Origin of the sequence: Gluconacetobacter diazotrophicus PA1 5 (assembly GCF_000021325.1) — a bacterium.
Taxonomy (GTDB): Bacteria; Pseudomonadota; Alphaproteobacteria; order Acetobacterales; family Acetobacteraceae; genus Gluconacetobacter; species Gluconacetobacter diazotrophicus.
Genome location: NC_011365.1, coordinates 488,570 through 510,218, shown reverse-complemented (window position 1 = coordinate 510,218; position 21,649 = coordinate 488,570). Strand labels below are relative to the sequence as shown.

Annotated in this window: 18 protein-coding genes; 14 read left to right on the top strand and 4 right to left on the bottom strand. The window is 66.5% G+C overall.

Going from position 1 to position 21,649, the window contains the following annotated elements; all coding sequences use genetic code 11:
- Positions 1-24 precede the first annotated feature (24 nt).
- Entirely contained in the window at positions 25-1,428 is a 1,404-nt protein-coding gene (gene mobQ, locus GDIA_RS18170) for a MobQ family relaxase (RefSeq protein WP_012226106.1), read from the top strand.
- On the opposite strand, the gene GDIA_RS02325 is transcribed toward mobQ, so the two are convergent.
- Positions 1,425-3,233 carry a hypothetical protein gene (locus GDIA_RS02325; RefSeq protein WP_012553137.1) on the bottom strand — a complete coding sequence of 603 codons (1,809 nt, stop codon included), beginning with the start codon at positions 3,231-3,233 and terminating at the stop codon, positions 1,425-1,427. The two genes, mobQ and GDIA_RS02325, sit on opposite strands and share 4 nt — an antisense overlap.
- A gap of 767 nt (positions 3,234-4,000) precedes the next feature.
- On the opposite strand from GDIA_RS02325, the gene GDIA_RS02320 reads away from it, so the two are divergent.
- Both GDIA_RS02320 and GDIA_RS02315 read left to right on the top strand, forming a co-directional pair.
- Positions 4,001-4,927: a LysR family transcriptional regulator gene (locus GDIA_RS02320; protein WP_012226100.1), complete on the top strand. Its 927-nt coding sequence runs from the start codon at positions 4,001-4,003 to the stop codon at positions 4,925-4,927.
- 87 nt (positions 4,928-5,014) lie between these two features.
- Entirely contained in the window at positions 5,015-6,148 is a 1,134-nt protein-coding gene (locus GDIA_RS02315; RefSeq protein WP_012553134.1) for a site-2 protease family protein, read from the top strand.
- Between the two features lie 32 nt (positions 6,149-6,180).
- Here GDIA_RS02315 and GDIA_RS02310 read toward each other — a convergent pair whose 3' ends face one another.
- Positions 6,181-7,599, bottom strand: coding sequence for a diguanylate cyclase (locus GDIA_RS02310; RefSeq protein WP_012553133.1), 1,419 nt, complete (start codon positions 7,597-7,599; stop codon positions 6,181-6,183).
- Positions 7,600-7,952: 353 nt separating this feature from the next.
- Here GDIA_RS02310 and GDIA_RS02305 point away from each other — a divergent pair, with 353 nt between their 5' ends.
- From GDIA_RS02305 to GDIA_RS02260, 10 genes are all read left to right on the top strand, one after another.
- Complete coding sequence (locus GDIA_RS02305; protein ID WP_012226091.1) at positions 7,953-9,329, top strand: NCS2 family permease; 1,377 nt, start codon at positions 7,953-7,955, stop codon at positions 9,327-9,329.
- 20 nt (positions 9,330-9,349) lie between these two features.
- Entirely contained in the window at positions 9,350-10,021 is a 672-nt protein-coding gene (locus GDIA_RS02300; RefSeq protein ID WP_012553132.1) for a hypothetical protein, read from the top strand.
- Between the two features lie 56 nt (positions 10,022-10,077).
- Positions 10,078-10,554 (top strand): cupin domain-containing protein, encoded by a 477-nt coding sequence (locus tag GDIA_RS02295; RefSeq protein ID WP_012226089.1) that lies wholly within the window; start codon positions 10,078-10,080, stop codon positions 10,552-10,554.
- Positions 10,551-11,198 (top strand): NUDIX hydrolase, encoded by a 648-nt coding sequence (locus GDIA_RS02290; protein WP_012553131.1) that lies wholly within the window; start codon positions 10,551-10,553, stop codon positions 11,196-11,198. The genes GDIA_RS02295 and GDIA_RS02290 overlap by 4 nt, the downstream gene beginning before the upstream one ends.
- Positions 11,199-11,291: 93 nt before the next feature.
- Positions 11,292-13,181, top strand: a complete 1,890-nt coding sequence (gene htpG, locus GDIA_RS02285; RefSeq protein WP_012553130.1) for a molecular chaperone HtpG — start codon at positions 11,292-11,294, stop codon at positions 13,179-13,181.
- Between the two features lie 134 nt (positions 13,182-13,315).
- Positions 13,316-14,413, top strand: coding sequence for an S-methyl-5-thioribose-1-phosphate isomerase (mtnA, locus tag GDIA_RS02280; protein ID WP_012226082.1), 1,098 nt, complete (start codon positions 13,316-13,318; stop codon positions 14,411-14,413).
- 128 nt (positions 14,414-14,541) lie between these two features.
- On the top strand, positions 14,542-16,341 hold the full coding sequence (gene aspS / locus GDIA_RS02275; RefSeq protein WP_012553129.1) for an aspartate--tRNA ligase: 1,800 nt from the start codon (positions 14,542-14,544) through the stop codon (positions 16,339-16,341).
- Positions 16,342-16,398: 57 nt separating this feature from the next.
- Positions 16,399-17,244, top strand: a complete 846-nt coding sequence (locus GDIA_RS02270; RefSeq protein ID WP_012553128.1) for a cell envelope integrity EipB family protein — start codon at positions 16,399-16,401, stop codon at positions 17,242-17,244.
- Entirely contained in the window at positions 17,238-18,608 is a 1,371-nt protein-coding gene (locus GDIA_RS02265; RefSeq protein ID WP_012553127.1) for an amino acid permease, read from the top strand. The genes GDIA_RS02270 and GDIA_RS02265 overlap by 7 nt, the downstream gene beginning before the upstream one ends.
- A 114-nt stretch (positions 18,609-18,722) precedes the next feature.
- Positions 18,723-19,061: a YXWGXW repeat-containing protein gene (locus GDIA_RS02260; protein ID WP_012226077.1), complete on the top strand. Its 339-nt coding sequence runs from the start codon at positions 18,723-18,725 to the stop codon at positions 19,059-19,061.
- Between the two features lie 64 nt (positions 19,062-19,125).
- Here the strand turns inward: GDIA_RS02260 and GDIA_RS02255 are convergent, their stop codons facing one another.
- Together GDIA_RS02255 and GDIA_RS02250 are read right to left on the bottom strand one after the other, a co-directional pair.
- Positions 19,126-19,902 (bottom strand): exodeoxyribonuclease III, encoded by a 777-nt coding sequence (locus GDIA_RS02255; RefSeq protein WP_012553126.1) that lies wholly within the window; start codon positions 19,900-19,902, stop codon positions 19,126-19,128.
- Positions 19,903-19,918: 16 nt separating this feature from the next.
- Positions 19,919-20,290 (bottom strand): HesB/IscA family protein, encoded by a 372-nt coding sequence (locus GDIA_RS02250; RefSeq protein ID WP_012553125.1) that lies wholly within the window; start codon positions 20,288-20,290, stop codon positions 19,919-19,921.
- A 110-nt stretch (positions 20,291-20,400) separates the two neighbouring features.
- On the opposite strand from GDIA_RS02250, the gene GDIA_RS02245 reads away from it, so the two are divergent.
- Entirely contained in the window at positions 20,401-21,603 is a 1,203-nt protein-coding gene (locus GDIA_RS02245; RefSeq protein WP_012553124.1) for a deoxyguanosinetriphosphate triphosphohydrolase, read from the top strand.
- Positions 21,604-21,649: the final 46 nt, after the last annotated feature.

Genomic DNA, 21,649 nt, shown 5'->3' with positions numbered 1-21,649 from the left:
GGCGGCGGAACAGAGGAAACAGCGATGGCGATCATGTCCCTGTCCAGCAAACCAATCTCTCGATCAGCCGGACGATCCGCCGTCGCCGCTGCCGCCTACCGATCTGCTGAGAAACTGACCGACGAGCGCACCGGCCAGATTCACGATTACAGAAACAAAAACGGCGTCGTTGCGACCGCTTGCAGTGTTGGCAACCAGCGCGTCGATCGCGAGACATTATGGAACGCGGCGGAGGCAGCAGAGAAGCGGAAGGACGGCAGGACAGCGCGCGAATGGCTTCTAGCTCTACCGTCCGAGCTATCACCCCGAGATCGACAGCAGCTCGCCGCCGAATTCGCGAAGATGCTGCATCAAAAATACGGCGTTGCGACTGACATCTGCATCCACGAGCCGAGCCGGACCGGAGACGATCGCAACCATCATGCTCACCTCATGGCGACAACCCGGATCGTCACCATCGAAAACGGCAAGCCGGTCTTCGGTGCGAAGGCGACATTCGAGCTTGAGAACAGAGAACGCCAGAGGCGCGGTTTGCCATCCACCATGCAAGAGATGAAGGGCATCCGCCGGGAATGGGCCGACATGGTCAATCACGCCCTGGAACTCGCGGGGTCCACAGAACGTATCGACCATAGATCGCACGCAGACCGTGGACTCGACGAAGCACCCTCACGACACCTTGGGCCGGCCGCCACGGCGATCGAGCGCAAAACAAATCAACCATCTGAACTTCGCCTCAAGCATCGAGCAGAACGAATGGCCGCGTTTCAAGAAAAACTTGCGGCACGACGTGCAGTCAAAGCGGCGCGCGATGAACAACGCAAAGCTAAAGACGAAGCCTATATTGCAAAGTCTGTAGCGCGAGGACTGGACATCGCTGCATCACGAAACGATCGTTTGACCGCAATGTTGCACAATGAAGCGCAACGGGCGCGCGATAACTCAATATCGGCGATGCAGCGGGCTGCTGCATCAGCGACTAGAGCCGCATCTCTGTCGCAACGACTCAGCGAACTAGCTGACGAGGAAGGCGACGATCCGCAGACCGCCGCCCGCAAAGCGTTTCAGCGCGCAAAAATACAGGGCGACATGCTTCGCGAGGCCGCACAACAGGCGGCCGAGGCGTTCATGCGCAGACTGTCTAAACCCACTGACGGACAGATTGAGTACGCAGAACGCCGAACAAAACTGATAGCTCAGGTTGCTGTTGACCAGTCGACGACGATCGCTGATCGCGAGGCCGAGGCACGACAGAGACAAGCAGAACGCAAAACGCAATGGGCGGCTGAACGTGCAGAGAAACGACAGCAAAACAACGAACAGTGGCAGTCTGTAAAAGACTTTTTTGGCATAGACGATCAACACACACAACAGAACGACAATCATCAGAAACAGAAAAGGAAGAATGACAAACCAAGACAACCCTAATGCCGCCCCATCATTGACGGCAGCTTGGCTATTTCAGCTTCTCTTCTTTGGCCGTTTGCCAACATGACAAGATACACGTCGGGAAGGCCGCGAGACAGGACCTCAGGAGGCAGGACGGAACGGGCCGCAGCCACGTCCTCGGCAGAGGGGTGACTGTATGCTGACGATGGCGGAGCGTCAGGAAGCGACGGGGGCGATGTCGGTATGGTCTCAGGAATCGTTTTGATATCGTTTTGAGTTGCGGAATTAGCGTGCATAAAAAGGCTCTGATCATCAGGAATATGGGGCTCGGCGGAATCGGCGGCGACGAGACCGGCCGCCAACCGCGCTAGGGGATTACCCACACGCCCGGTCCAGCCATTCCGCCGAGCCTGCGCCGTCGCCTGCTCGTGGTGCCTCAGGAGGATCGCCAAACCTCGCTCACCTTCCTCTGTCTCTGGCCTCAACGTCAGGTTCATGACCTGGGTCCAGGTTTCCCAGATGCCGGCCTCGGTCGGCGATGACCGCTCGCGGGCGATCACAAGGTTCTCGACATGGCCGCGTGACTTCTTCGTTGCGAAATCGGAACCGTTGGCGGAATTAGCATACACAGACCCGTCAAGTCCTTGATCCAACACAGAATTGCCAGGCGACGGACAGGCCCCCGATGCTAGCCCCCCGGAGGGGGGCGTCGCTCCCAGCGGCGAGGCGGCGGCAGCTTCACGGTTCGATGCGATATCGGAATGGATGGCGTAATTAGCATACACAGGGTGGCTAACATGCTGATCCTGAACACGAACCCTCGGCGGTCCCTCGGTGAATCCAGGCGGGAACGGCGAATCATCAGCACCGGCCAATATCCGAGGCGACAGCCTCTTGGCTACGACGAGGCTGTGTTCGCGAGGACGCGGCGGCACTAGCGCATCGACGGACCGGCCATCCGTGGTCCTGACCGGCTTCCGGACCGGAACGGCGCGCTTCCGGACTACCTTCTCCTTGTCCGTCTTGAGGCTGGCACGGAACACCTTAAAGCCAGCCAGCGGGGTCAAGTTCCACATCTGATCGACCTGTCCTAGAAACCAGGCGGCGACATCATCAGACAGGTCCGAGAATAAGATTTCGTCGGTCCGGGTTCGCTCGGCCTTGTATAACTTCGTCATGTAGTCGAGCAGCGCCGAGAGGTCAGTCACAGGACCAGTGACATAAAACCCAAGATCAAACTTCTCGCGAACGGCACGACGGAAGTCTTCCCAGACTTCAGGTGGCATCGGTGATTTCATCGTATAGCAGTAATTAACGTGACCGTTGACGGATACACCCGTCAGCGGATGAAACTGGAAGGCGAAATCGTTCGCCAGCATCAAAACATCGAAACCATAACCAGAGAACGGCCCTCTTCGGCACCATCTCAACATGTCACCTATCCGCCCGCGCAGACGCTTCATGTCTCCGACCAGATCGCCCCCAATGGGGGTCATCTCGGAGCAAGTGAACGTGCCAGAACAAAGCGGCGTCTTCATGTGGTTCTCGGCGTAGAAGCGTAATTCATCGCCCCGCTCGCGCCGTATTCCGTAAGCCTGAGAAGGTATAAGGAGCGTACGGCGCAGACGTTCTTGCGGCATTTTCTCGACGATCAGCGTGACTTCACTGATCCTGTAGATGTCGCGGCCATTGTGTGTGTGCGTCCTAATTCCAGCAAGTTCCATGATACGAAGCGCTCGGGCGTCCATGACTGCAAGCCGGTCTTGCAGATCATGGTTGATGCCGGTCTTGCGGCCGACGAGGGGCGCGGACAACTCGGTGAAGGATGCGAATGGACGAGCCATGGCGGACCTCGATGGTCCGTCTCCAGATTTGCGACTTGCGTGGAGGTCGCATACAATGGGGACATCTCATTCCGGCGGCCGGGAAGCACACACGGAATGCGGACCTTAGATTGATTGTTGACTGCGCGGCAGGCGGCTGGTGATCCAGCCGCCTGTTTGCGTTAAATGCTCAGATCGTCGGCGCGAGGCCCGCGCGGGACGAGAGACAGATGCGGATCGAAAGCAGTCATGTTGCGTTCCTCATAGGGCGTGGCTCCGAACAGCCACATGCAACAGTCCTATTAGCGCCGATTTGCGCTTAAACTCAAAAATCCCGCTTGAGCCAAAATCCTCGGCCAAAATCATGAGCCATTTTTGAGCCACAACGGAGGTGTTTTAGGGTGACAATGGGTGACGGGGGATGACATAATAAGTGTGTGAGTTCAACGCGATAACCACGGAGCCCGCAGTTGTCCAAGGCTAAGTTTTGCCCTTTCACGGCGGTAACACGGGTTCGAATCCCGTACGGGACGCCAACACGCCAGGCGCGTTGGCATTGCAGGTCGGTCTGTATGGATGGCCGCATCGCGGCACCGGGTCTGTTCCATGCGGGACGGCCCCTATGAATGCCTATACGTGAATCCAATTCATCTTGATTGTTGCAGGTCTGCTTGTTGCGGCCCTGCACCGCATGCGCATCCCCACAGTATCGCGAGTCGACGATTTCAGTTTTCGCCTGGGTCGGGCAATATCGTTTCGTCCCGGGAAAATCGACGGCTGGGGGGCCGATGCCGCGCCAATACGACCTCGATCTGCTGCGCTATCTCCATGTGCTGGTGGAAGAACAGAGCGTTTCCGCCGCCGCGCGGCGCATGAAGGTCAGCGAGCCGACCATGAGCCGCCAGTTGGGCAAGCTGCGCGAGGCCTTCGGCGACCCGATTCTGGTGCAGTCGGGGCGGCGGATGGTCCCGACCGCCTTCGCCACGCGCATCCGTGAAAAAGTCGGGCAACTGGTGCTGGATGCCGAACGGCTGCACGAGGATCGTGAAAAGCTGGACCTGACGACCGTTTCGCCGCGTTTCACCATTCGCGCCAGCGACGTGATCGTCGGCGCCTTCGCCAGCGAACTGGTCCAGGTGCTGCGGCGGGACTGTCCGCAGTGCGACGTCTGCTTCACCCCCGAAACCGACGAGCATGTCGGGGACGCGATGCGCCGCCAGACCATCGACCTGTATATCGGCGCGACCGACGAGATGCGTCCCGAACTGCGCCGGCAGAGCCTGTTCGCCATGTCGATCCGGGGGATGGTGCGGCGGGGACATCCGATCCTGGCCGAGGGCGTCACGCCGCAGAACCTGGTCCGCTACGATCATATCGGCGTGTCGCGCAAGGGCCTGCGGCGCGGCCCGATCGATACGATCCTGCAGGAACGCTACGGCCTGCGGCGGCGCGTCGTGCTGGTGGTGCCGTCCCATTTCGCGATGATCGAAAGTATTCGCGAGACGGACATGATCCTGCCCATGCCCGACATCGTGATCGACCGGTTGCCGACCAAGCTGATCCGCCTGGTCGCGTTCGACTTTCCCTTTGCCCTGCAACCGGTCGAGGCCTTCCAGGCCTGGCACCCCCGCCACGATTTCGATCCGGTGCATCGTTGGCTGCGCGACACGGTCTTCCGCATCACCCGGCGGCGGGCGGCCCAGCCTGCCGCCTGATCGTCGCCGCCGGGAACCAAACCGGCAGGGCCGCGGCGCGTTGTGGATGCAGCCCCCTGCGGGGCTCCAGCCCAGCGGAGGGCAAGCATGACATGGTCGATCCCCCTGGGGCGCATCGCGGGCACCGCAATCCGCGTGCATGTGACGTTCTTCCTGCTGTTGCTGTGGATCGCGATGGTCGCCGGTGCCCAGGGCGGCCCTGCGGCGGCGTGGCAGGGCGTGGTGTTCATCATGCTGGTCTTCGTCTGCGTGGTCCTGCATGAATTCGGACACATCCTGATGGCACGCCGTTTCGGCGTGACGACATCCGACATCACCCTGCTGCCGATCGGCGGCGTCGCGCGCCTGTCGCGCATGCCCGAACGGCCGGGGCAGGAATTGCTGGTGGCGCTGGCGGGGCCGGCGGTCAATCTGGTCATCGGCCTGCTTCTGTTCGCCGCGACGGGAACGTGGCCCAGCCTGGATGCCGCGACGAGCGGGATGGTGGGCGGCGGCGGGATGGTCGTCCGTCTGGCCTCGGTCAATCTGTTCCTGCTGCTGTTCAACCTGCTGCCGGCCTTTCCCATGGATGGGGGGCGGGTGCTGCGCGCGCTTCTGGGCTATCGGATGGGTTTCGTGCGGGCGACGCAGGTCGCAGCCTCGGTCGGGCAGGGGTTTGCGTTCCTGCTGGGCTTCCTGGGGCTGATCGGCAATCCGATCCTGCTGTTCATCGCCCTGTTCGTCTATCTGGGCGCCGCGTCGGAGGCCCATATGGTGCAGTTGCGCCAGGTGGCGCAGGGGATGATCGCGGCGGATGCCATGATGACCCGGTACGAGACGCTGCCGACGCTCACGACGCTGGACGAGGCGGTACGGGCCGCGATCCGCTGCGCACAGACGCTGTTTCCCGTCATGGACGGGCAGGGCAGGCTACAGGGCGTGCTGACGCAGGCGGCCTTGATCAACCATCTGCAAATAGACGGGCCCGGCGCGGTGGTGGCCGATGCCATGACGCCGGCCATCCCCGCCATCCATCCCTACCAGCCGCTGTCGGAGGCACTGCGCCTGTTGCAGGAGGGCAACCTGCCGGCCGTCGCGGTGGTCGACGCCGGCGACCGCCTGGTCGGCCTGATCACGTCCGAGACGATCGGCGAACTGATGTTGACTCACGGGATACGCGTAACGCAGGGGCGGCGCGCGGCCGATTCCGATCGCCCCCCGACCGACCGGGCCGCCGCCTAGGTCTGGTGAATCCGGTTACGGCCTCAGCCGGATCAGGACGCACCCTCCAGGCTCGGGGCGGGCGTATGGTGCGGCGCGTCGGCGACCTCGATCCGGTTGCGCCCGTTCCGCTTCGCCCGATAGAGCGCGGCGTCGGCGGCACGGAGCAGTTCCTCGTAATCCGGGTGGCCGGCATACTGGGCCGCGCCGATCGACACCGTGATCTGGTGCAGGTTGCCGTCCGGCAGTCGGATGGGCGTGTTCTCGATCTTCTGGCGCAGGCGCTCGGCACCGATGAGCATCTGCTCGGTATCGGTATCGCCCATGAGGACCAGGAATTCCTCGCCGCCATAGCGGAAGATGACGTCGCTCAGCCGGCTGGCTTCCTCCAGCACGCGGGCGATGGCCTGCAGGACGGAGTCGCCGGCCGCGTGGCCGAACGTGTCGTTGATGTGCTTGAAATGGTCGATATCCAGGAACAGCACGCTCATCGGCCGCCCCGTCTGATGGGCGACGCGCAGTTCGTAGGATATGATCGACGGCAGGAAACGCCGGTTCAGCACGCGGGTCAGCGGGTCCTCGACATCGTTGCTGCTCCGGCTGGCGTGGAACAGGACCTCGAGGCTGCTCAGGATTTCGGTGACGCCGGCATGCAGCGCGGCCAGGGCGGGCGAAATATCGCGTTCCGCCGCCATGTCTTCCAATATGGCCGGCAGCAATTCGTTATCGACCTTGGCGATCTGGCCGGTCAGCAGGGCCGAAATATCCGTCCCTTCGAACAGCAGGCCGACCTTGTACGTCACCCACAGGCCGAATTCCGACCGGGCCAGCCCCATCGTCTGCAAATCCTCGGGCGTCTTGGCGACATACAGCGACCGCAGGACGTTATAACTCCATCCCAGCAGCGCGGCCTTCTGGCCCTCGCCCTCGCGCGACAGGTCCTGGTTCAGCGCGAACAGCCGGTACGCCACGTCGTTCGACGCCGCGCGTTCGCGCTGCCGCCAATAGGTGAACGTCATCACCCCGGTCGCGGCCGTCAGCACGTTGGTGACGTACAGTACCGCGTCGGTCAGTTCCTCGTGGGTCAGGTTTTCATGACCCAGCGCGTGGATGATCGTTCGCTGGACCAGCGAAACGCCCTCGGACACCAGATGGATGGGAATGGACGAGCGTGCGTGGAAGCGCCCGATATGCCGCTGCGAATCGGCCATCCGCTGCGGGTGCTGCGGCGCCGCGGAAAACAGTTCGGCCATCCACACCATCAGGGTGCCGCGCAGGCGCTCCGTCGTCTCCGGATCTGTCAGGTAGGTCTGGCCTTCGGGATGGGACGTGAAATGGTCGTAGAACGCCGCGACCAGTGCGGGCGTCAGCCGTTCGACGACGTCATGGACCAGAAGGCGCGTGGCATCCGGCACGTTCGTGAAGGCACGCCGCAATTCGGCGTCTACGGCCACCTGGGCAACTGACATCATGCTCGGCCTCGCACGGCGAACGGGGGAAGGGATCCGGCAAGCCGGACGGCGCCGCCGGCGGGATGAACAGGTCGCATCGGGTCCGGACGAGCAGCAAACGCTAGTATAAACTTTACCACAACAGATTCAAAGAAGTTCTGGCAATTCAAACGGTACGTCAAATTGTATATTGGTATAAGATAATTTCGCAATGAATGTTTTCGTCCAGGGTGCGGCGCCGCCCTGATGCGGCACGTCGGCCATGATGCCGGTGCCCTGTCGACCACCCTTGCATCATATCGGAACCGGTAGGACATTCGCCCGCCGGTGGCGTCCGATCCGTGCCGCCCCGATACGGAAGAGGAATCGAGGCTTTGAGGCATGACGGCGCCGGGGTGCGCGGGTGGATCGACCGCACCTTTCACGTGACCCGCCGGGGTTCGACCCTGGCGCGGGAACTGGTCGCCGGGCTGACCACGTTCGGGGCCATGGCCTATATCATGATCGTCAATCCCGCGATCATGGCGCTGGCCGGTTTGGACCGGCACGACATGATCATGACCACCATCGCCGCGTCGGTCTGCGGGTCCCTGCTGATGGCGCTGATGGCCAACCTGCCGATCGCGCTGGCCCCGGCCATGAGCAGCAACCTCGTCTTCGCCCAGGTCGTGGTGGTGCAGATGGGCGTCAAACCGTCCGTCGCCTTCACGATGGTGCTGATCGGCGGCCTGGCCTTCGTCGCGCTGTCGCTGACACGGTGGCGGCAGAGGATCGTCATGGGCTTCCCCATTCCGGTGCGCAACGGAATCCACTGCGCCATCGGGGCCTTCATCGCGCATATCGGCATGGTCAGCGGGGGGCTGGCGGTCGGGGGCGCGCAGGGATTTTCCTTCGGCTCGCTGCACGATCCGGCGGTCCTGCTGGGACTCGCCGGCCTGTTCCTGGCGGCTACCCTCCAGATGCTGCGGGTGCCCGCCGGCATGCTGCTGTCCATCGTCGCGGTGACCGTCGCCGGCTGCTTCGTCCGCCATCCTGGCGGCCACCCGGTCACGACCCTGCCGGCGGCCTGGCTGGAATGGCCGCATTATCCCACCAACATGCTGTTCCCGTTCGATTTCCACGGCTTCCTGTCGCATATCGGCATCGTCCTGCCGGTCACGATCTATTTCTTCCTGGGCGACTTTTTCGATGCCACGGGCACCATGATGGCGGTGACGCGCCGCGCCGGCCTGACGGTCGAGGACGGGCAGCCGCTGCTGGGCCGCGCGGCTTTCGCCGCGGACGGCACGGCCAGCGTGATCGGATCGGTGCTGGGGACATCGACCGTCTCGGCCTATCTGGAATCGCTGGTCGGGGCCGAGGCCGGGGGGCGTACCGGGCTGGTCGGCGTCACGGTCGCCCTGCTGTTCCTGCTGTCATCCGTGCTGTGGCCCGTCATCACCGCCGTGCCGGCGGTGGCGACCGCGCCGGTGCTGGTGCTGGTGGGCCTGGGTATGCTGTCGGACATGGGCCGATCGGGGGCCCAGTCCGGGGATGGCGACGTGGGCGGGGTCCTGGCGCCGCTGCTGATGGTGCTGGTCACGGTCATGACCGGCAATTTCATGGTCAGCCTGGCGCTGGGGCTGCTGCTGTATACCGTGCTGGCGGTGGCGGGGCGGCGCTGGGCCGAGGTCACGCCGATCCTGCTGGCACTGGACGCGGTGTTCGTCGTCTATCTGGTGCTGGCCAGCGGCATGGGGGGCGGATCGTGACGCGGCGCGTGAAAGGGATCATGGGACTGGGGGTAGGGGCATGGGTTGCCGCGAGCCTGGTCGCGGCGCCCGCCCGGGCCGATGGCGGCGGGGCGTCCTGGCCCGACACGCCGGTCGCGCGGCTGGAATTGCAGGCGCTGATCGAAACGCTGGATGCGCGGTTGCTGTCCCACCCCAGCGCCACCCTGACGCTGGAAGGCTGGTGCCGCGACCATCGTCTGTCGCCCGTCACGCAGGTCGTCGCGCGGCGCGTGGCCGTTGCCGCCCGGCCGCCCAGCATGGCGCAGCGGCGGGACCTCGATGTCGGGCCCGGCGAGGCGGTGGCCTATCGCCGGGTGGAACTGACATGCGGGTCGCGGGTGCTGTCGGTCGCGGACAACTGGTACGTTCCCGCCCGGCTGACGCCCGCCATGAACGCGCTGCTGGACCATACCGACACCGCGTTCGGGCATGCGGTGGCCGCCCTGCATTTCACCCGCCGGACCCTGGACAGCACCCGCCTGTTCGCCCCCCTGCCGGAAGGGTGGGAGCAGCATCCGCTTCCCCCCGCCGCATCCGGCACGATCCGCATCCCCGCCGAAATCCTGCGCCATCGGGCGTTGCTGTACCGCCAGGACGGGGTGCCGTTCAGCCAGGTGGTGGAAACCTACACGGCCGCGATGCTGGACTTCCCGCCCCCTGCCGGTCCGTAAACGCGTGCATGGACCCACGGTGATATCCCGTTCGTCTTTAATCGAGGACATGCCCGATGACTGACCACGCTGTGGATCTGCGTGACCCGACCCTGCCGGTGGAGGCCGTGCGGGCCGCGCTGTCGCTGTCACCGCATCCCGAGGGCGGATGGTATCGCGAACTATGGCGGGACACGCCGCCCGATGGCGGCCGCGGCGCCGCCACGACCATCCAGTTCCTGCTGGCGCGGGGCGAGCGGTCGCATTGGCATCGGGTGGATGCCGCCGAGATCTGGTGCTGGCAGGGCGGTGCCCCGCTGCGCCTGCGCATTGCGGGCGCGGGCGGCGAGCAGGTCCTGCTGCTGGGCCCGTGCCCCACATCCGGCCAGGTGCAGCAGGCCGTGGTGCCCGCCATGGCGTGGCAGGCGTCGGAAAGCCTGGGGGCATGGAGCGCGGTCGGCTGCATGGTGGCGCCGGCCTTCCAGTTCTCGGGCTTCGAACTGGCGCCCCCGGACTGGACGCCGGACGGCCTGGAACCGGGGGGTGGGACATGAGCGGGGCGGAGCGGGACGGGGAGCCCGACTGGCTGGTCTGGGGCCGCGAGATCCAGGCGATCGCCCAGACGGGCCTGACCTTCACCCGCGACCCCTACGATCGGGAACGCTACGAGATGCTGCGCGCCCTGGCCGCGCGCATGATGGCGGCCCATACCGCCACCCCGGCCCGGCGGATCGAGGCGCTGTTCGTCGGCCAGGACGGATACGCCACGCCCAAGATCGACGTGCGCGCGGCGGTGTTCGACTCGGACGGGCGGCTGCTGATGGTGCGCGAAACGCTGGATGGCGGGCGCTGGACCCTGCCGGGCGGCTGGGCGGACGTGAACATGACCCCCGCCGACAGCGCGGTGAAGGAAGTGCGCGAGGAAAGCGGCTACATCGCTACGGTGCGCAAGCTGGCGGCGCTGTGGGACCGCACCCGGCAGGGCCACCCGGCCACGGTCTTTTCCTGCGCCAAGCTGTTCTATCTGTGCGATCTGGCGGGCGGGGCGCCGGCCACCAGCCTGGAGACGTCGGGCATTGGCTGGTTCGGCGCGGACGAGATTCCGGACGACCTGTCCCTGGGCCGCGTGCTGCCGGACCAGATCCGGCGGATGTTCGAGCACCATCGTACGCCCACTTTGCCGACGGACTTCGAATGACGGGTATGCAGCGCGTCGCAGGTCATTGAAAACAGGCATTTCGTGACCCATATGACCGCCTAAATCGTTAGTGTGGAACGGAGAGACACAAACATGACCGATCAGGCTACGGATTCGGACAAGGCCCAGCCCGCACCCCAGGCAGGGGGCGAGGAACATGCGTTCAGTGCGGAGGTCGGGCGGCTGCTCGACCTGGTGGTCCACGCGCTGTATTCCGAGCGCGAGATCTTCCTGCGCGAACTGGTGGCCAACGCCGCCGATGCCACGGACCGCCGCCGGTTCGAGGCCCTGACCGACGCCGCCCGGACCCTGCCGGAAGGGGCCGGGGTGCGCATCGACCCCGACAAGGACGCCCGCCGGCTGACCATCAGCGACGACGGCGCGGGCATGAGCAAGGACGAGCTGGCGCGCAACCTGGGCACCATCGCGCGCTCGGGCACCCGCGCCTTCGGCCAGGAACTGGACAAGCAGAAGCTTGGGGAGAACGCCGGGGACCGTCCCAGCCTGATCGGGCAGTTCGGCGTCGGCTTCTATGCCGCCTTCATGGTCGCGGACCATGTCGACGTGGTGTCGCGCCGCGCCGGCAGCGACGAGGCGTGGCGCTGGTCGTCGGACGGCAAGGGCAGCTTCACCCTCAGCCCCGCGACGCGTGAGCGCCCCGGCACCGACATCGTGCTGTATATCAAGGAAGATGCCGACGAATTCCTCGATGCATGGCGCCTGGAATCGATCGTGCGCAAATGGGCCGATCACATCGCCTGGCCGATCACCATCCGCCGCGACGGCGAGGACACGCCGGCCAATGCCGGAACCGCCCTTTGGCGCAAGCCCAAAGGCGAGGTGACCGAGGAGCAGCTCACCGAATTCTACCGGCATGTCAGCCATAATTTCGATACGCCCTGGGCGACGCTGCACTGGCATGCCGAGGGCACGATCGAGTTCACCGCCCTGCTGTTCATCCCCGGCAGCCGGCCCTTCGAATTCGGCGAGCAGGTGCGTGACAGCCGCGTGCGTCTGCATGTCCGGCGCATGTTTATCACCGACGACGCGGCGCTGCTGCCGCCGTGGATGCGCTTCGTGCAGGGCGTGGTGGATACCGAGGACCTGCCGCTGAACGTCTCGCGCGAGATGCTGCAGGCCACCCCGGTTCTGGCCCGCATCCGCAAGGCCGTGACCAATCGGGTGCTGAACGAACTGCGCAGCCGGGCCAAGGATGCGGAATCCTATGCCACGTTCTGGGACAATTTCGGCCCGGTGCTGAAGGAAGGGATCTGGGACGACGCGGAATACCGCACCGACCTGGCGGGCCTGGCCCGGTTCCGTTCCAGCACGGAAGAAGGCTGGACGACCCTGGCCGACTACGTGTCGCGCATGAAGGACGGGCAGGAGGCGATCTATTACCTGACCGGCGACAACCCCGACACGCTGCCGGCCTCGCCGCAACTGGAAGGCTTCCGGGCGCGGGGGATCGAGGTCCTGCTGCTGTCCGATCCGGTCGATTCCTTCTGGCCGGACCGGCTGGGCACGTTCGAGGGCAAGGCCCTGCGCAGCGTCAGCCAGGGTCACGCCGACCTGGACAAGTTCGAGGCCCCGCAGGACGATGGGGCCCGGGCCGACCTGGAGGCGCTGCTGCCGGCCATGAAGGCCGCGCTGGGCGAGGCCGTGTCGGACGTGCGCGGCACCAACCGGCTGGTCGGCAGCGCGGTCGTGCTGTCGGCGGCGGGGCAGGGGCCGGACCTGCAACTGCAGCGCCTGCTGCGCCGCAGCGGCCAGGCGGTGCCCGACCAGGCCCCGGTGCTGGAAATCAACGCGACCCATCCGCTGATCCGCGACCTGGCGGACCGGGTGGCGCGCGGCGAATCGGTGGCGGACATCGCGCTGATCCTGCTGGACATCGCGCGGATCCAGGACGGCGAAAGCCCCAAGGACCCGACCGCCTTCGCCAACCGCCTGACGGCGACGCTGACCCAAATCCAGGGCTGAGGCGTTCCTGGTTGGCAAGGTCGGGGCAAGGCCGGGGGCAACCCCGGCCTTGCTTTCTTGAAAGCCAATCCCAATTCAGCCTGATATAAGCCCGCGCGGCCTTCTCTTTCTCTCACTCAACGGAATCGCGCAGGATGAAAATCGGCACCGTACCTTATCGCAGCGTGTGGGTGGACCAGGATGACGGCTGGTCGGTCCATATCTTCGACCAGACCCGTTTGCCGTGGGAACTGGACATCCTGCGCCTGACCGAACGGGACCAGGTGGCGCACGCGATCCGCACCATGCAGGTGCGCGGCGCGCCGCTGATCGGCGCGGTCGCGGCCTATGGGCTGGCGCTGGCGCTGCGCGTCGATGCCGGCGACGCGGCGATGGAACGCGACGCCGCCCTGCTGGCCGCCACCCGCCCGACCGCGATCAACCTGCGCTGGGCCATCGAGAGGATGCTGGGCCGGCTGCGGCCGCTGCCGGCCGCCGAACGCGTCGCCGCCGCGTATGACGAGGCCGGGCGCATCTGCGACGAGGACGCGGCCCAGAACGAAGCCATCGGCCGGCACGGCCTGCGCCTGATCCAGGACATCGTGGCGCGGCGCGGCGAGGGCACGACGGTCAACATCCTGACGCATTGCAACGCCGGCTGGATCGCCACCGTCGACTGGGGCACCGCGCTGGCCCCGATCTACATGGCCCATGACAGCGGACTGAGCGTCCATGTGTGGGTGGACGAAACCCGCCCGCGCAACCAGGGCGCGGCGCTGACGGCATGGGAACTGGGCAGCCACGGGGTGCCGCATACGGTGGTGGCCGACAATGCGGGCGGCCACCTGATGCAGCACGGCGCGGTGGACCTGGTGATCGTGGGCACCGACCGCGTCACGCGGACCGGCGACGTGGCGAACAAGATCGGGACCTACCTGAAGGCGCTGGCGGCGCATGACAACGGCGTGCCGTTCTGGGTCGCGCTGCCCTCCACGACGATCGACTGGCATGTCAGTGACGGGCTGACCGAAATCCCGATCGAGGAACGCAACGGCGCCGAGGTCACCTCCATCACCGGCCGCACGGAAGACGGGCGCATCGAGACGGTGCGCCTGACCCCGCCGGACAGCCGCGCGGCCAACCCGGCCTTCGACGTGACGCCCGCGCGCCTGGTGACGGGCCTGATTACCGAGCGCGGCTGCTGCCAGGCCACGCAGGCCGGCCTGGCGGGGCTGTTTCCCGAACACGCATGACGCCACGCGGCCGGCCGACCCGTCTCGGCAACCCTTGACAGGGGCGGCCCGGCCCGGCTTCCTCCGCCTTCGATCGCGCGGGGCGCATGGCGTCCCGTCCCCTGCCTTTGGTGACACAGGACCAGACCATGCATCCCTATCGTACCCATAGCTGCGCGGCCCTTCGCGCCAGCGATGCCGGGCAGACGGCCCGCCTCTCCGGCTGGGTGCACAGCAAGCGCGATCATGGCGGCCTGCTGTTCATCGACCTGCGCGATCATTTCGGCATGACCCAGATCGTCATTCCCGCCGGTTCCCCGGTGCTGGAGGCCGTCGAGCGCGTTCGCGTGGAAAGCGTGCTGACCATCACGGGCGAAGTCGTGCTGCGCGACGCGGCGACGAAGAACCCGAACCTGCCGACCGGCGAGATCGAACTGCGCGCGCAGCAGGTCGACATCCAGTCCTCGGCCGACGTGCTGCCCTTCCAGGTCGCGGGGCACGAGCATTACCCCGAGGATCTGCGCCTGACCTACCGCTACATCGACCTGCGGCGCGACAAGGTCCATCGCAACATGATGCTGCGCGCCCAGGTGATCGCCAGCCTGCGCCGCCGCATGACCGACCAGGGCTTCGTCGAATTCCAGACCCCGATCCTGACCGCGTCCTCGCCCGAGGGCGCGCGGGACTTCCTGGTGCCGGCCCGCATGCATCCGGGCAAGTTCTACGCGCTGCCCCAGGCGCCGCAGCAGTTCAAGCAACTGGCGATGGTCGCGGGCTTCGACCGCTATTTCCAGATCGCCCCGTGCTTCCGGGACGAGGCCGCGCGCGCCGACCGCTCGCCGGGCGAATTCTACCAGCTCGACTTCGAAATGGCGTTCGCGACCCAGGAAGACGTGTTCGCGACCCTGGAACCGGTGATGGAAGGCGTGTTCCGCGAATTCGGCGGCGGCCGCACGGTCAGCGCGGCCCCCTTCGAGCGGATTCCCTACGCCACGGCGATGAAGCTGTACGGCAGCGACAAGCCCGACCTGCGCAACCCGCTGCTGCTGAGCGACGTGACCGAATCGTTCGCCAACTCCGGCTTCGGCCTGTTCGCGCGCATCGTCGCCGACGGGGGCGAGGTCCGCGCGATTCCGGCGCCGGGGGCGGGCGATCGTCCGCGCGCCTTCTATGACAAGCTGAATGCCTGGGCGCGCGAAGCCGGGGCCGGCGGCCTGGGCTACATCATCTTCGACGAAGAGGGTGGCAAGGGCCCGATCGCCAAGAATCTGGAGCCCGCGCGCGTCGCCGCGATTCGCGAGGCCACAGGCCTGAAGGCCGGTGACGCGGTCTTCTTCGCGGCCGGCAAGGGCGACGAGGTCGTGAAATTCTCCGGCCTGGTGCGCACGCGCATCGCGACCGAACTGGACCTGATCGAACAGGACTCCTTCCGCTTCTGCTGGATCACCGATTTCCCGATGTACGAGCGCAACGAGGAAACGGGGCAGATCGACTTCTCGCACAACCCGTTCTCGATGCCCCAGGGCGGGCTGGAGGCGCTGAACGGCCAGGACCCGCTGACGATCACGGCCTATCAGTACGATATCGTGTGCAACGGCGTCGAACTGTCCTCGGGCGCCATCCGCAACCATCGCCCCGACGTGATGATCCGTGCGTTCGAACTGGCCGGCTACCCGGCCAGCGAGGTCGAGGCCCGTTTCGGCGGCATGCTCAACGCCTTCCGCTACGGCGCGCCGCCGCATGGCGGCTCGGCACCGGGCGTGGACCGCATCGTCATGCTGCTGGCCGACGAGCCGAACATCCGCGAGGTCATCCTCTTCCCGCTGAACCAGCAGGGCGAGGACCTGATGATGGGCGCGCCGGCCCCCGTGCCCGCCGAACGGCTGAAGGAACTGTCGCTGGCGCTGAACCTGCCGCGGCCGAAGCCCGGCGTGAAGGCCGGGGAATAAGGACCGCGCGTCATTGTGCGATTGCGCGGCGTATCGCGATGGGGTCATGCTGGCGCCATGACATGGTGGCCTCTTCTTCGCGGGATCGTGGCGCGCGCCGTGGTCGCCGGGCCGATGCTGGGGCTGGTGGTCGTGCCGGCGCGCGCCGCCCCGGCCATGGCCCCCGCGGCGGGCGGGGCCGTGGCGCTGGCCCCGCATCGGGCGGTCTATGACCTGACGCTGGCCGCGGTCACCGGAGGTGATACCGTATCGGCCAGCGGTACCATGACCTACGGCGTCACGGATGCCTGCGCGTCATGGTCCACGCAGCAGCAGTTGCGGCTGCAGACCGTGTCGCGGTCGGGGGCCGTGACCGACATGGAATCCGACTACGCGACGCTGGAGGCCAAGGACGGCCACCACCTGGTCTTTCGCACCGTCCAGACCTCGAACGACCAGTCCCCCAGCCGCATCATGGGCGAGGCGACGATGACGCCGTCGGGCGGCGAGGTCCGATATACCCAGCCCAGCGTCCATACGGTCCCGCTGCCTGCCGGCACGCTGTTCCCGATGGCGCATACCGCAGCGATCATCCGCGCGGCGCAGAACGGGGAGCAGGCCTTCTCGCCCATGCTGTTCGACGGTACCGGCGAAAATGGGGCGCAATATACCTACGTCATGCTGCTGGGCTGGATACAGCCGCCGTCGGCCAGCCCCTATCCCGTGCTGGCGCGCCAGCCGTCGGGCCGGGTGCATGTGGCGTTCTATACCCCCGCGTCGCACGACATGCGGCCGGACTACGCGATCGGCATGCGCTACTTCGCCAACGGCGTGTCCGACCGGCTGGATATGGATTTCGGAGATTTTCGCATGCAAGGCACCTTGCGCAGCTTCACGCCGGTGACGGCGGCCCGTCGATGCTGAAGGCTGCTCCCACGGGGGGCGGCCTGGCCCATTCGTTGCGCAGCCGCCACGTTTCGATGATCGCGATCGGCGGGATGATCGGCGCCGGACTGTTCGTGAACACCTCGGTGATGATCCAGGGCGCGGGGCCGCTGGTGCTGCTGTCCTACCTGCTGGCCGGGCTGATGGTGTTCCTGGTCATGCGCATGCTGGGTGAAATGGCGATCGACTGCCCCGATGCCGGGTCGTTCGTGGGCCATGTCCGGCGCGGCCTGGGCCATCGGGCGGCCTTCGTCACAGGCTGGTCGTACTGGCTGTTCTGGGTTGTCGTGGCGTCGGTCGAGGCCAAGGCGGCGGGCATGGTCGCGGGGCCGATGCTGGGGGTGCCGCCCCTGGGCGTGGCGCTGGGGCTGACGGCGGTCATGACCGGCGTGAACATGGGCTCGGTCCGGGGCTATGGCGAGTTCGAATTCTGGTTCTCGCTGATGAAGATCACGGCGATCGGCGTGTTCACGGTCATTGCCGGGCTGGCGCTGTTCGGGGTGATCGGGCCGCCGCTGCATGGCGGGCTTGCGCACCTGTGGGACCAGGGCGGGTTCATGCCGCATGGCTTCAGCGCGTCGCTGTCCCTGCTGCCGGCGATCCTGTTCACCTTCGCGGGGGCGGAAATCGCCACCGTCGCGGCGGCGGAAACCGACGACCCCGGCCGCAACATCGTCCAGGCCATCCGTACCGTCGTGATCCGGGTGATGCTGTTCTACATGGCGTCGCTGGGCGTCATCCTGTGCCTGGTTCCGTGGAACCAGGTGCAGCCCGGCCATTCCCCGTTCCTCGAGGTGCTGCACCGCATCGGCATTCCGGGGGCCGAGGGCGCGATGACGCTGGTGGTGCTGGTCGCGATCGCCTCGTGCCTGAATTCCACCCTCTATGTCACCTCGCGCATCCTGTTCGAAATGGCGGCGCATGGCGACGCGCCGGGCTGGCTGGTCCGAACCGGTCCCAGCGGCGCGCCGCGCCGGGCCATTTCCACTGGGGCGCTGGTGGCGTCCGTGCTGACGGTGGTGGCCTCGACCTTCCCGGGCGAAGTCTTCGGCTTCCTGCTCAACGCCTCGGGCGCGGTGATCCTGTTCGACTACCTGATGGTGGTGTTCGCCCAGATCAGCCTGCGCCGCCAGATGAAGCGCGCGGGGCGCCATCCGGCCTTTCCGATGCTGCTGTTTCCGTATCTGTCATGGCTGACGGTCGCCGCCATCCTGCTGGTGATGGTGACGATGATGCTGACCCCCGACACCCGGGTGCAGATCGAACTGGGCAGCGTGACCCTGGCGCTGATCCTGGTCCTGGGGCTGGTCACCTCGCGCCGGGGCGGCCGCCCGACGCTCTGACGGGTTCTTGTTACATACGGCCATCTTTCGCCATTCCGCCGCCACGATAATCGGACCACAATGCATTGACGGAGCGGGAGGAATACCCGCCCGCATGCAGGAGATTGTTTTCACATGAGCAGGCAGATTGTCCGCGGCACCCTTCTGGCGCTGGGCGTGCTCGCAGGCGGGGCATTGACGACGTACGACGCGTCGCCGGCCCTTGCGCAGCCCTATCGGTACGGTCCCGTCACTCCCGGATGGGCCCCACCGCCCATGCCGCCGCCGCGTGCCGAAGTCGTGCCGCCGCCGCGGCGGGGCTGGGTCTGGCAGCAGGGCGGCTGGGACTGGGGCAATGGCGGTTATGTCTGGGTGCCGGGGCGCTATGTCCGGTATGGCCGGCATGGCGGCTGGGGCGCCGGCCGGTGGGAACAGCGTGGTCCGCGCTGGGTCTGGGTCCGCCCCGGCTGGTGATAAGGGAAAGGCCGGGCTTCGCGCCCGGCCTTTTTCATGTCCCCGTCTTTCAGGCCCCCGTGTTTCAGGGTCCGTCCAGCGTGATGACCAGCGGCACGTGGTCGGACGGCTGGGCGCGGCCGCGCTCGTCCCGGTCGGGCTGGGCGCTGTCGAGCCGTTCCGCGATACGCGGCGACAGCAGGGCGTGGTCGATCCGCAGCCCGCAATCGCGCGGCCACGCACCGGCCTGGTAGTCCCAGAACGTGTAGTACCGCCCGTGCGGGTGCAGCGCCCGCAGCGCATCCGTCAGGCCCAGCCAGATTAGGCGGCGGAAGGCCGCGCGCGATTCCGGCCTGACCAGCGCGTCGGTGGGCGGCAGGGCGCCCGGCGCGCAATCCTCGTCGGTGGGGCAGACATTGTAATCGCCCGCCAGGACGAAATCCCGCCCGGCCTCCAGCAGCGCCCTGGCGTGCAGGGCCAGCGCCTCCATGAACGCCAGCTTGGCCTCGTAGCCCGCGCTGCCGCCGGAATTGCCGTTGGGCAGATACAGGTTGCCGAAGGTCAGGCCCCCGGCCTCGATTTCCACATAGCGCGCCTGCAGCGCCTCGCCGTCCAGGAACGGCAGGGCCCGCGCCGTGACGGAAAAGGGCAGGCGCGACAGGATGGCGACGCCGTTATAGCTTTTCTGCCCCACGACCACGCAGTCATATCCCGCCGCGCGGAAGGCCTCGGCGGGAAAGGCCGCGTCCTCGCACTTGATTTCCTGAAGGCCGAGCAGGTCGGGCTTTTCCCGCTCCAGCCAGTCCAGGACATGCGCCTGGCGCTGGCGGACCGAATTGACGTTCCAGCTTGCGATTTTCATCAATGCGGCCGGACGCTCAATCGATGGAAAAGCTGGTGCCGCACCCGCAGGACGACGTGGCATTGGGGTTGCGGATGGTGAAATGCGCGCCCATCAGCGAATCGTTGAAATGCAGTTCCGCCCCGTCCAGCAGGTCCATGCTGGACGGATCGACCACCACATGTGACTGCCCGGCGGGAATGAGAACGTCGTCGGCACGGCGCTCGCCGTCCAGGGCGAAGCTGTACTGGAAACCGTTGCACCCACCGGCCAGCACGCTGACGCGCAGGCCGGGGGCGGCGGCGCCCTCCGGGGCCGGCTCGGCCGCCACGATTTCCTCCAGCCGGGTGACGGCCTGGGGGGAGACGCGAAAGCGCGTATCGGGGGTAGGGGTGGAAGCTGTGTCCATGGGATACCATCCTCGTGCGGGCAACATGCGGCCAAGGCCGCAGCCCGTGCTGGTCTTGCGGCGCCGGGCGGGGTATCGACAGGGGCGCCTATCCGGGAGTGAGGGTATATATGAGCATCGCACCCTACGCTGTCCAGCCTGCCACCGCCCGGGGCCGGCTGCATGCCGAACCCGAATCGCCCAGCCGCACGCCGTGGCAGCGTGACCGCGACCGTGTCCTGCATTCGGCGGGCTTCCGCACCCTGCAATACAAGACCCAGGTCTTCGTCAATCATCAGGGCGACTTCTTCCGTACCCGCCTGACCCATTCGCTGGAGGTCGCGCAGATCGCGCGGTCCATCGCCCGGAACCTGGGGGTGGACGAAGACCTGACGGAAACGCTGGCCCTGGCCCACGATCTGGGCCACACGCCCTTCGGCCATGCGGGCGAGGACGCGCTGGCGGCGGCGATGCGCGCCTGGGGCGGGTTCGACCACAACACCCAGACCCTGCGCCAGGTGACGCAACTGGAGCGCCGCTATTTCGGCTTCGACGGGCTGAACCTGACATGGGAAACGCTGGAAGGCCTGATCAAGCATAACGGGCCGGTGGACCACCCGACGGGCTATGTCGCGCGCTATGCCGAACGGCTGGGTCTGGACCTGACCACCTTCGCGCCGGTCGAGGCCCAGGTCGCGGCGATGGCCGACGACATCGCCTATCACGCCCACGACCTGGATGACGGGCTGCGCGCGGGGCTGCTGTGCCTGTCGGACCTGGCGGGCCTGCCGGTGGTGGGGGCGGCGCTGGCGCAGGTCCGGCAACTGGCCGGGGGGGCGGACCTGCCGGCCTCGGCGCCGCAGGCACCCGGCCTGCATGCCGCCGACCTGCATGTGGACGACCGGATGCGCCACGAAACCATCCGCCGGGTCATCAATGCGCTGGCGGTGGACCTGACGGAGCAGACGCGGCGCAACCTGGAACGGCTGGCCCCCCGTTCGGCCGACGACGTGCGCCGGGCGGAGGCACCGGTCGTGGCCTACAGCCCCGCCATGGCGCGCGATAACGGGGCCATCCGCACCTTCCTCTACGCACGGCTGTACCGGCACTGGCGGGTCAACCGCATGACGCGCAAGGCGCGCATGGCGGTCGAATCCATCTTCTCGATCCTGGCCGATGACCTGTCGCTGCTGCCGGACGGCTGGCGGCAGCAGGCGCGCGGGGCGGACCAGACCGGTGCGCGCCGGGTCGTGGCCGATTATATAGCCGGAATGACGGACCGATTCGCGATGGAAGAACATCGACGGTTGACGGATCTGTCCGTGCCGGGCTGAAACCGCCCCACCAGTCTTGACCTCGTTCCGCGCGCCAGTCCGACCC

What these genes read in the sequence shown, in the direction of transcription:
- mobQ (WP_012226106.1), top strand. Translation starts at nt 25, where the DNA reads ATGGCGATCATGTCCCTGTCCAGCAAACCAATCTCTCGATCAGCCGGA.
- GDIA_RS02325 (WP_012553137.1), bottom strand. Translation starts at nt 3,233, where the DNA reads ATGGCTCGTCCATTCGCATCCTTCACCGAGTTGTCCGCGCCCCTCGTC.
- GDIA_RS02320 (WP_012226100.1), top strand. Translation starts at nt 4,001, where the DNA reads ATGCCGCGCCAATACGACCTCGATCTGCTGCGCTATCTCCATGTGCTG.
- GDIA_RS02315 (WP_012553134.1), top strand. Translation starts at nt 5,015, where the DNA reads ATGACATGGTCGATCCCCCTGGGGCGCATCGCGGGCACCGCAATCCGC.
- GDIA_RS02310 (WP_012553133.1), bottom strand. Translation starts at nt 7,599, where the DNA reads ATGATGTCAGTTGCCCAGGTGGCCGTAGACGCCGAATTGCGGCGTGCC.
- GDIA_RS02300 (WP_012553132.1), top strand. Translation starts at nt 9,350, where the DNA reads ATGGGACTGGGGGTAGGGGCATGGGTTGCCGCGAGCCTGGTCGCGGCG.
- GDIA_RS02295 (WP_012226089.1), top strand. Translation starts at nt 10,078, where the DNA reads ATGACTGACCACGCTGTGGATCTGCGTGACCCGACCCTGCCGGTGGAG.
- GDIA_RS02290 (WP_012553131.1), top strand. Translation starts at nt 10,551, where the DNA reads ATGAGCGGGGCGGAGCGGGACGGGGAGCCCGACTGGCTGGTCTGGGGC.
- htpG (WP_012553130.1), top strand. Translation starts at nt 11,292, where the DNA reads ATGACCGATCAGGCTACGGATTCGGACAAGGCCCAGCCCGCACCCCAG.
- mtnA (WP_012226082.1), top strand. Translation starts at nt 13,316, where the DNA reads ATGAAAATCGGCACCGTACCTTATCGCAGCGTGTGGGTGGACCAGGAT.
- aspS (WP_012553129.1), top strand. Translation starts at nt 14,542, where the DNA reads ATGCATCCCTATCGTACCCATAGCTGCGCGGCCCTTCGCGCCAGCGAT.
- GDIA_RS02270 (WP_012553128.1), top strand. Translation starts at nt 16,399, where the DNA reads ATGACATGGTGGCCTCTTCTTCGCGGGATCGTGGCGCGCGCCGTGGTC.
- GDIA_RS02265 (WP_012553127.1), top strand. Translation starts at nt 17,238, where the DNA reads ATGCTGAAGGCTGCTCCCACGGGGGGCGGCCTGGCCCATTCGTTGCGC.
- GDIA_RS02260 (WP_012226077.1), top strand. Translation starts at nt 18,723, where the DNA reads ATGAGCAGGCAGATTGTCCGCGGCACCCTTCTGGCGCTGGGCGTGCTC.
- GDIA_RS02255 (WP_012553126.1), bottom strand. Translation starts at nt 19,902, where the DNA reads ATGAAAATCGCAAGCTGGAACGTCAATTCGGTCCGCCAGCGCCAGGCG.
- GDIA_RS02250 (WP_012553125.1), bottom strand. Translation starts at nt 20,290, where the DNA reads ATGGACACAGCTTCCACCCCTACCCCCGATACGCGCTTTCGCGTCTCC.
- GDIA_RS02245 (WP_012553124.1), top strand. Translation starts at nt 20,401, where the DNA reads ATGAGCATCGCACCCTACGCTGTCCAGCCTGCCACCGCCCGGGGCCGG.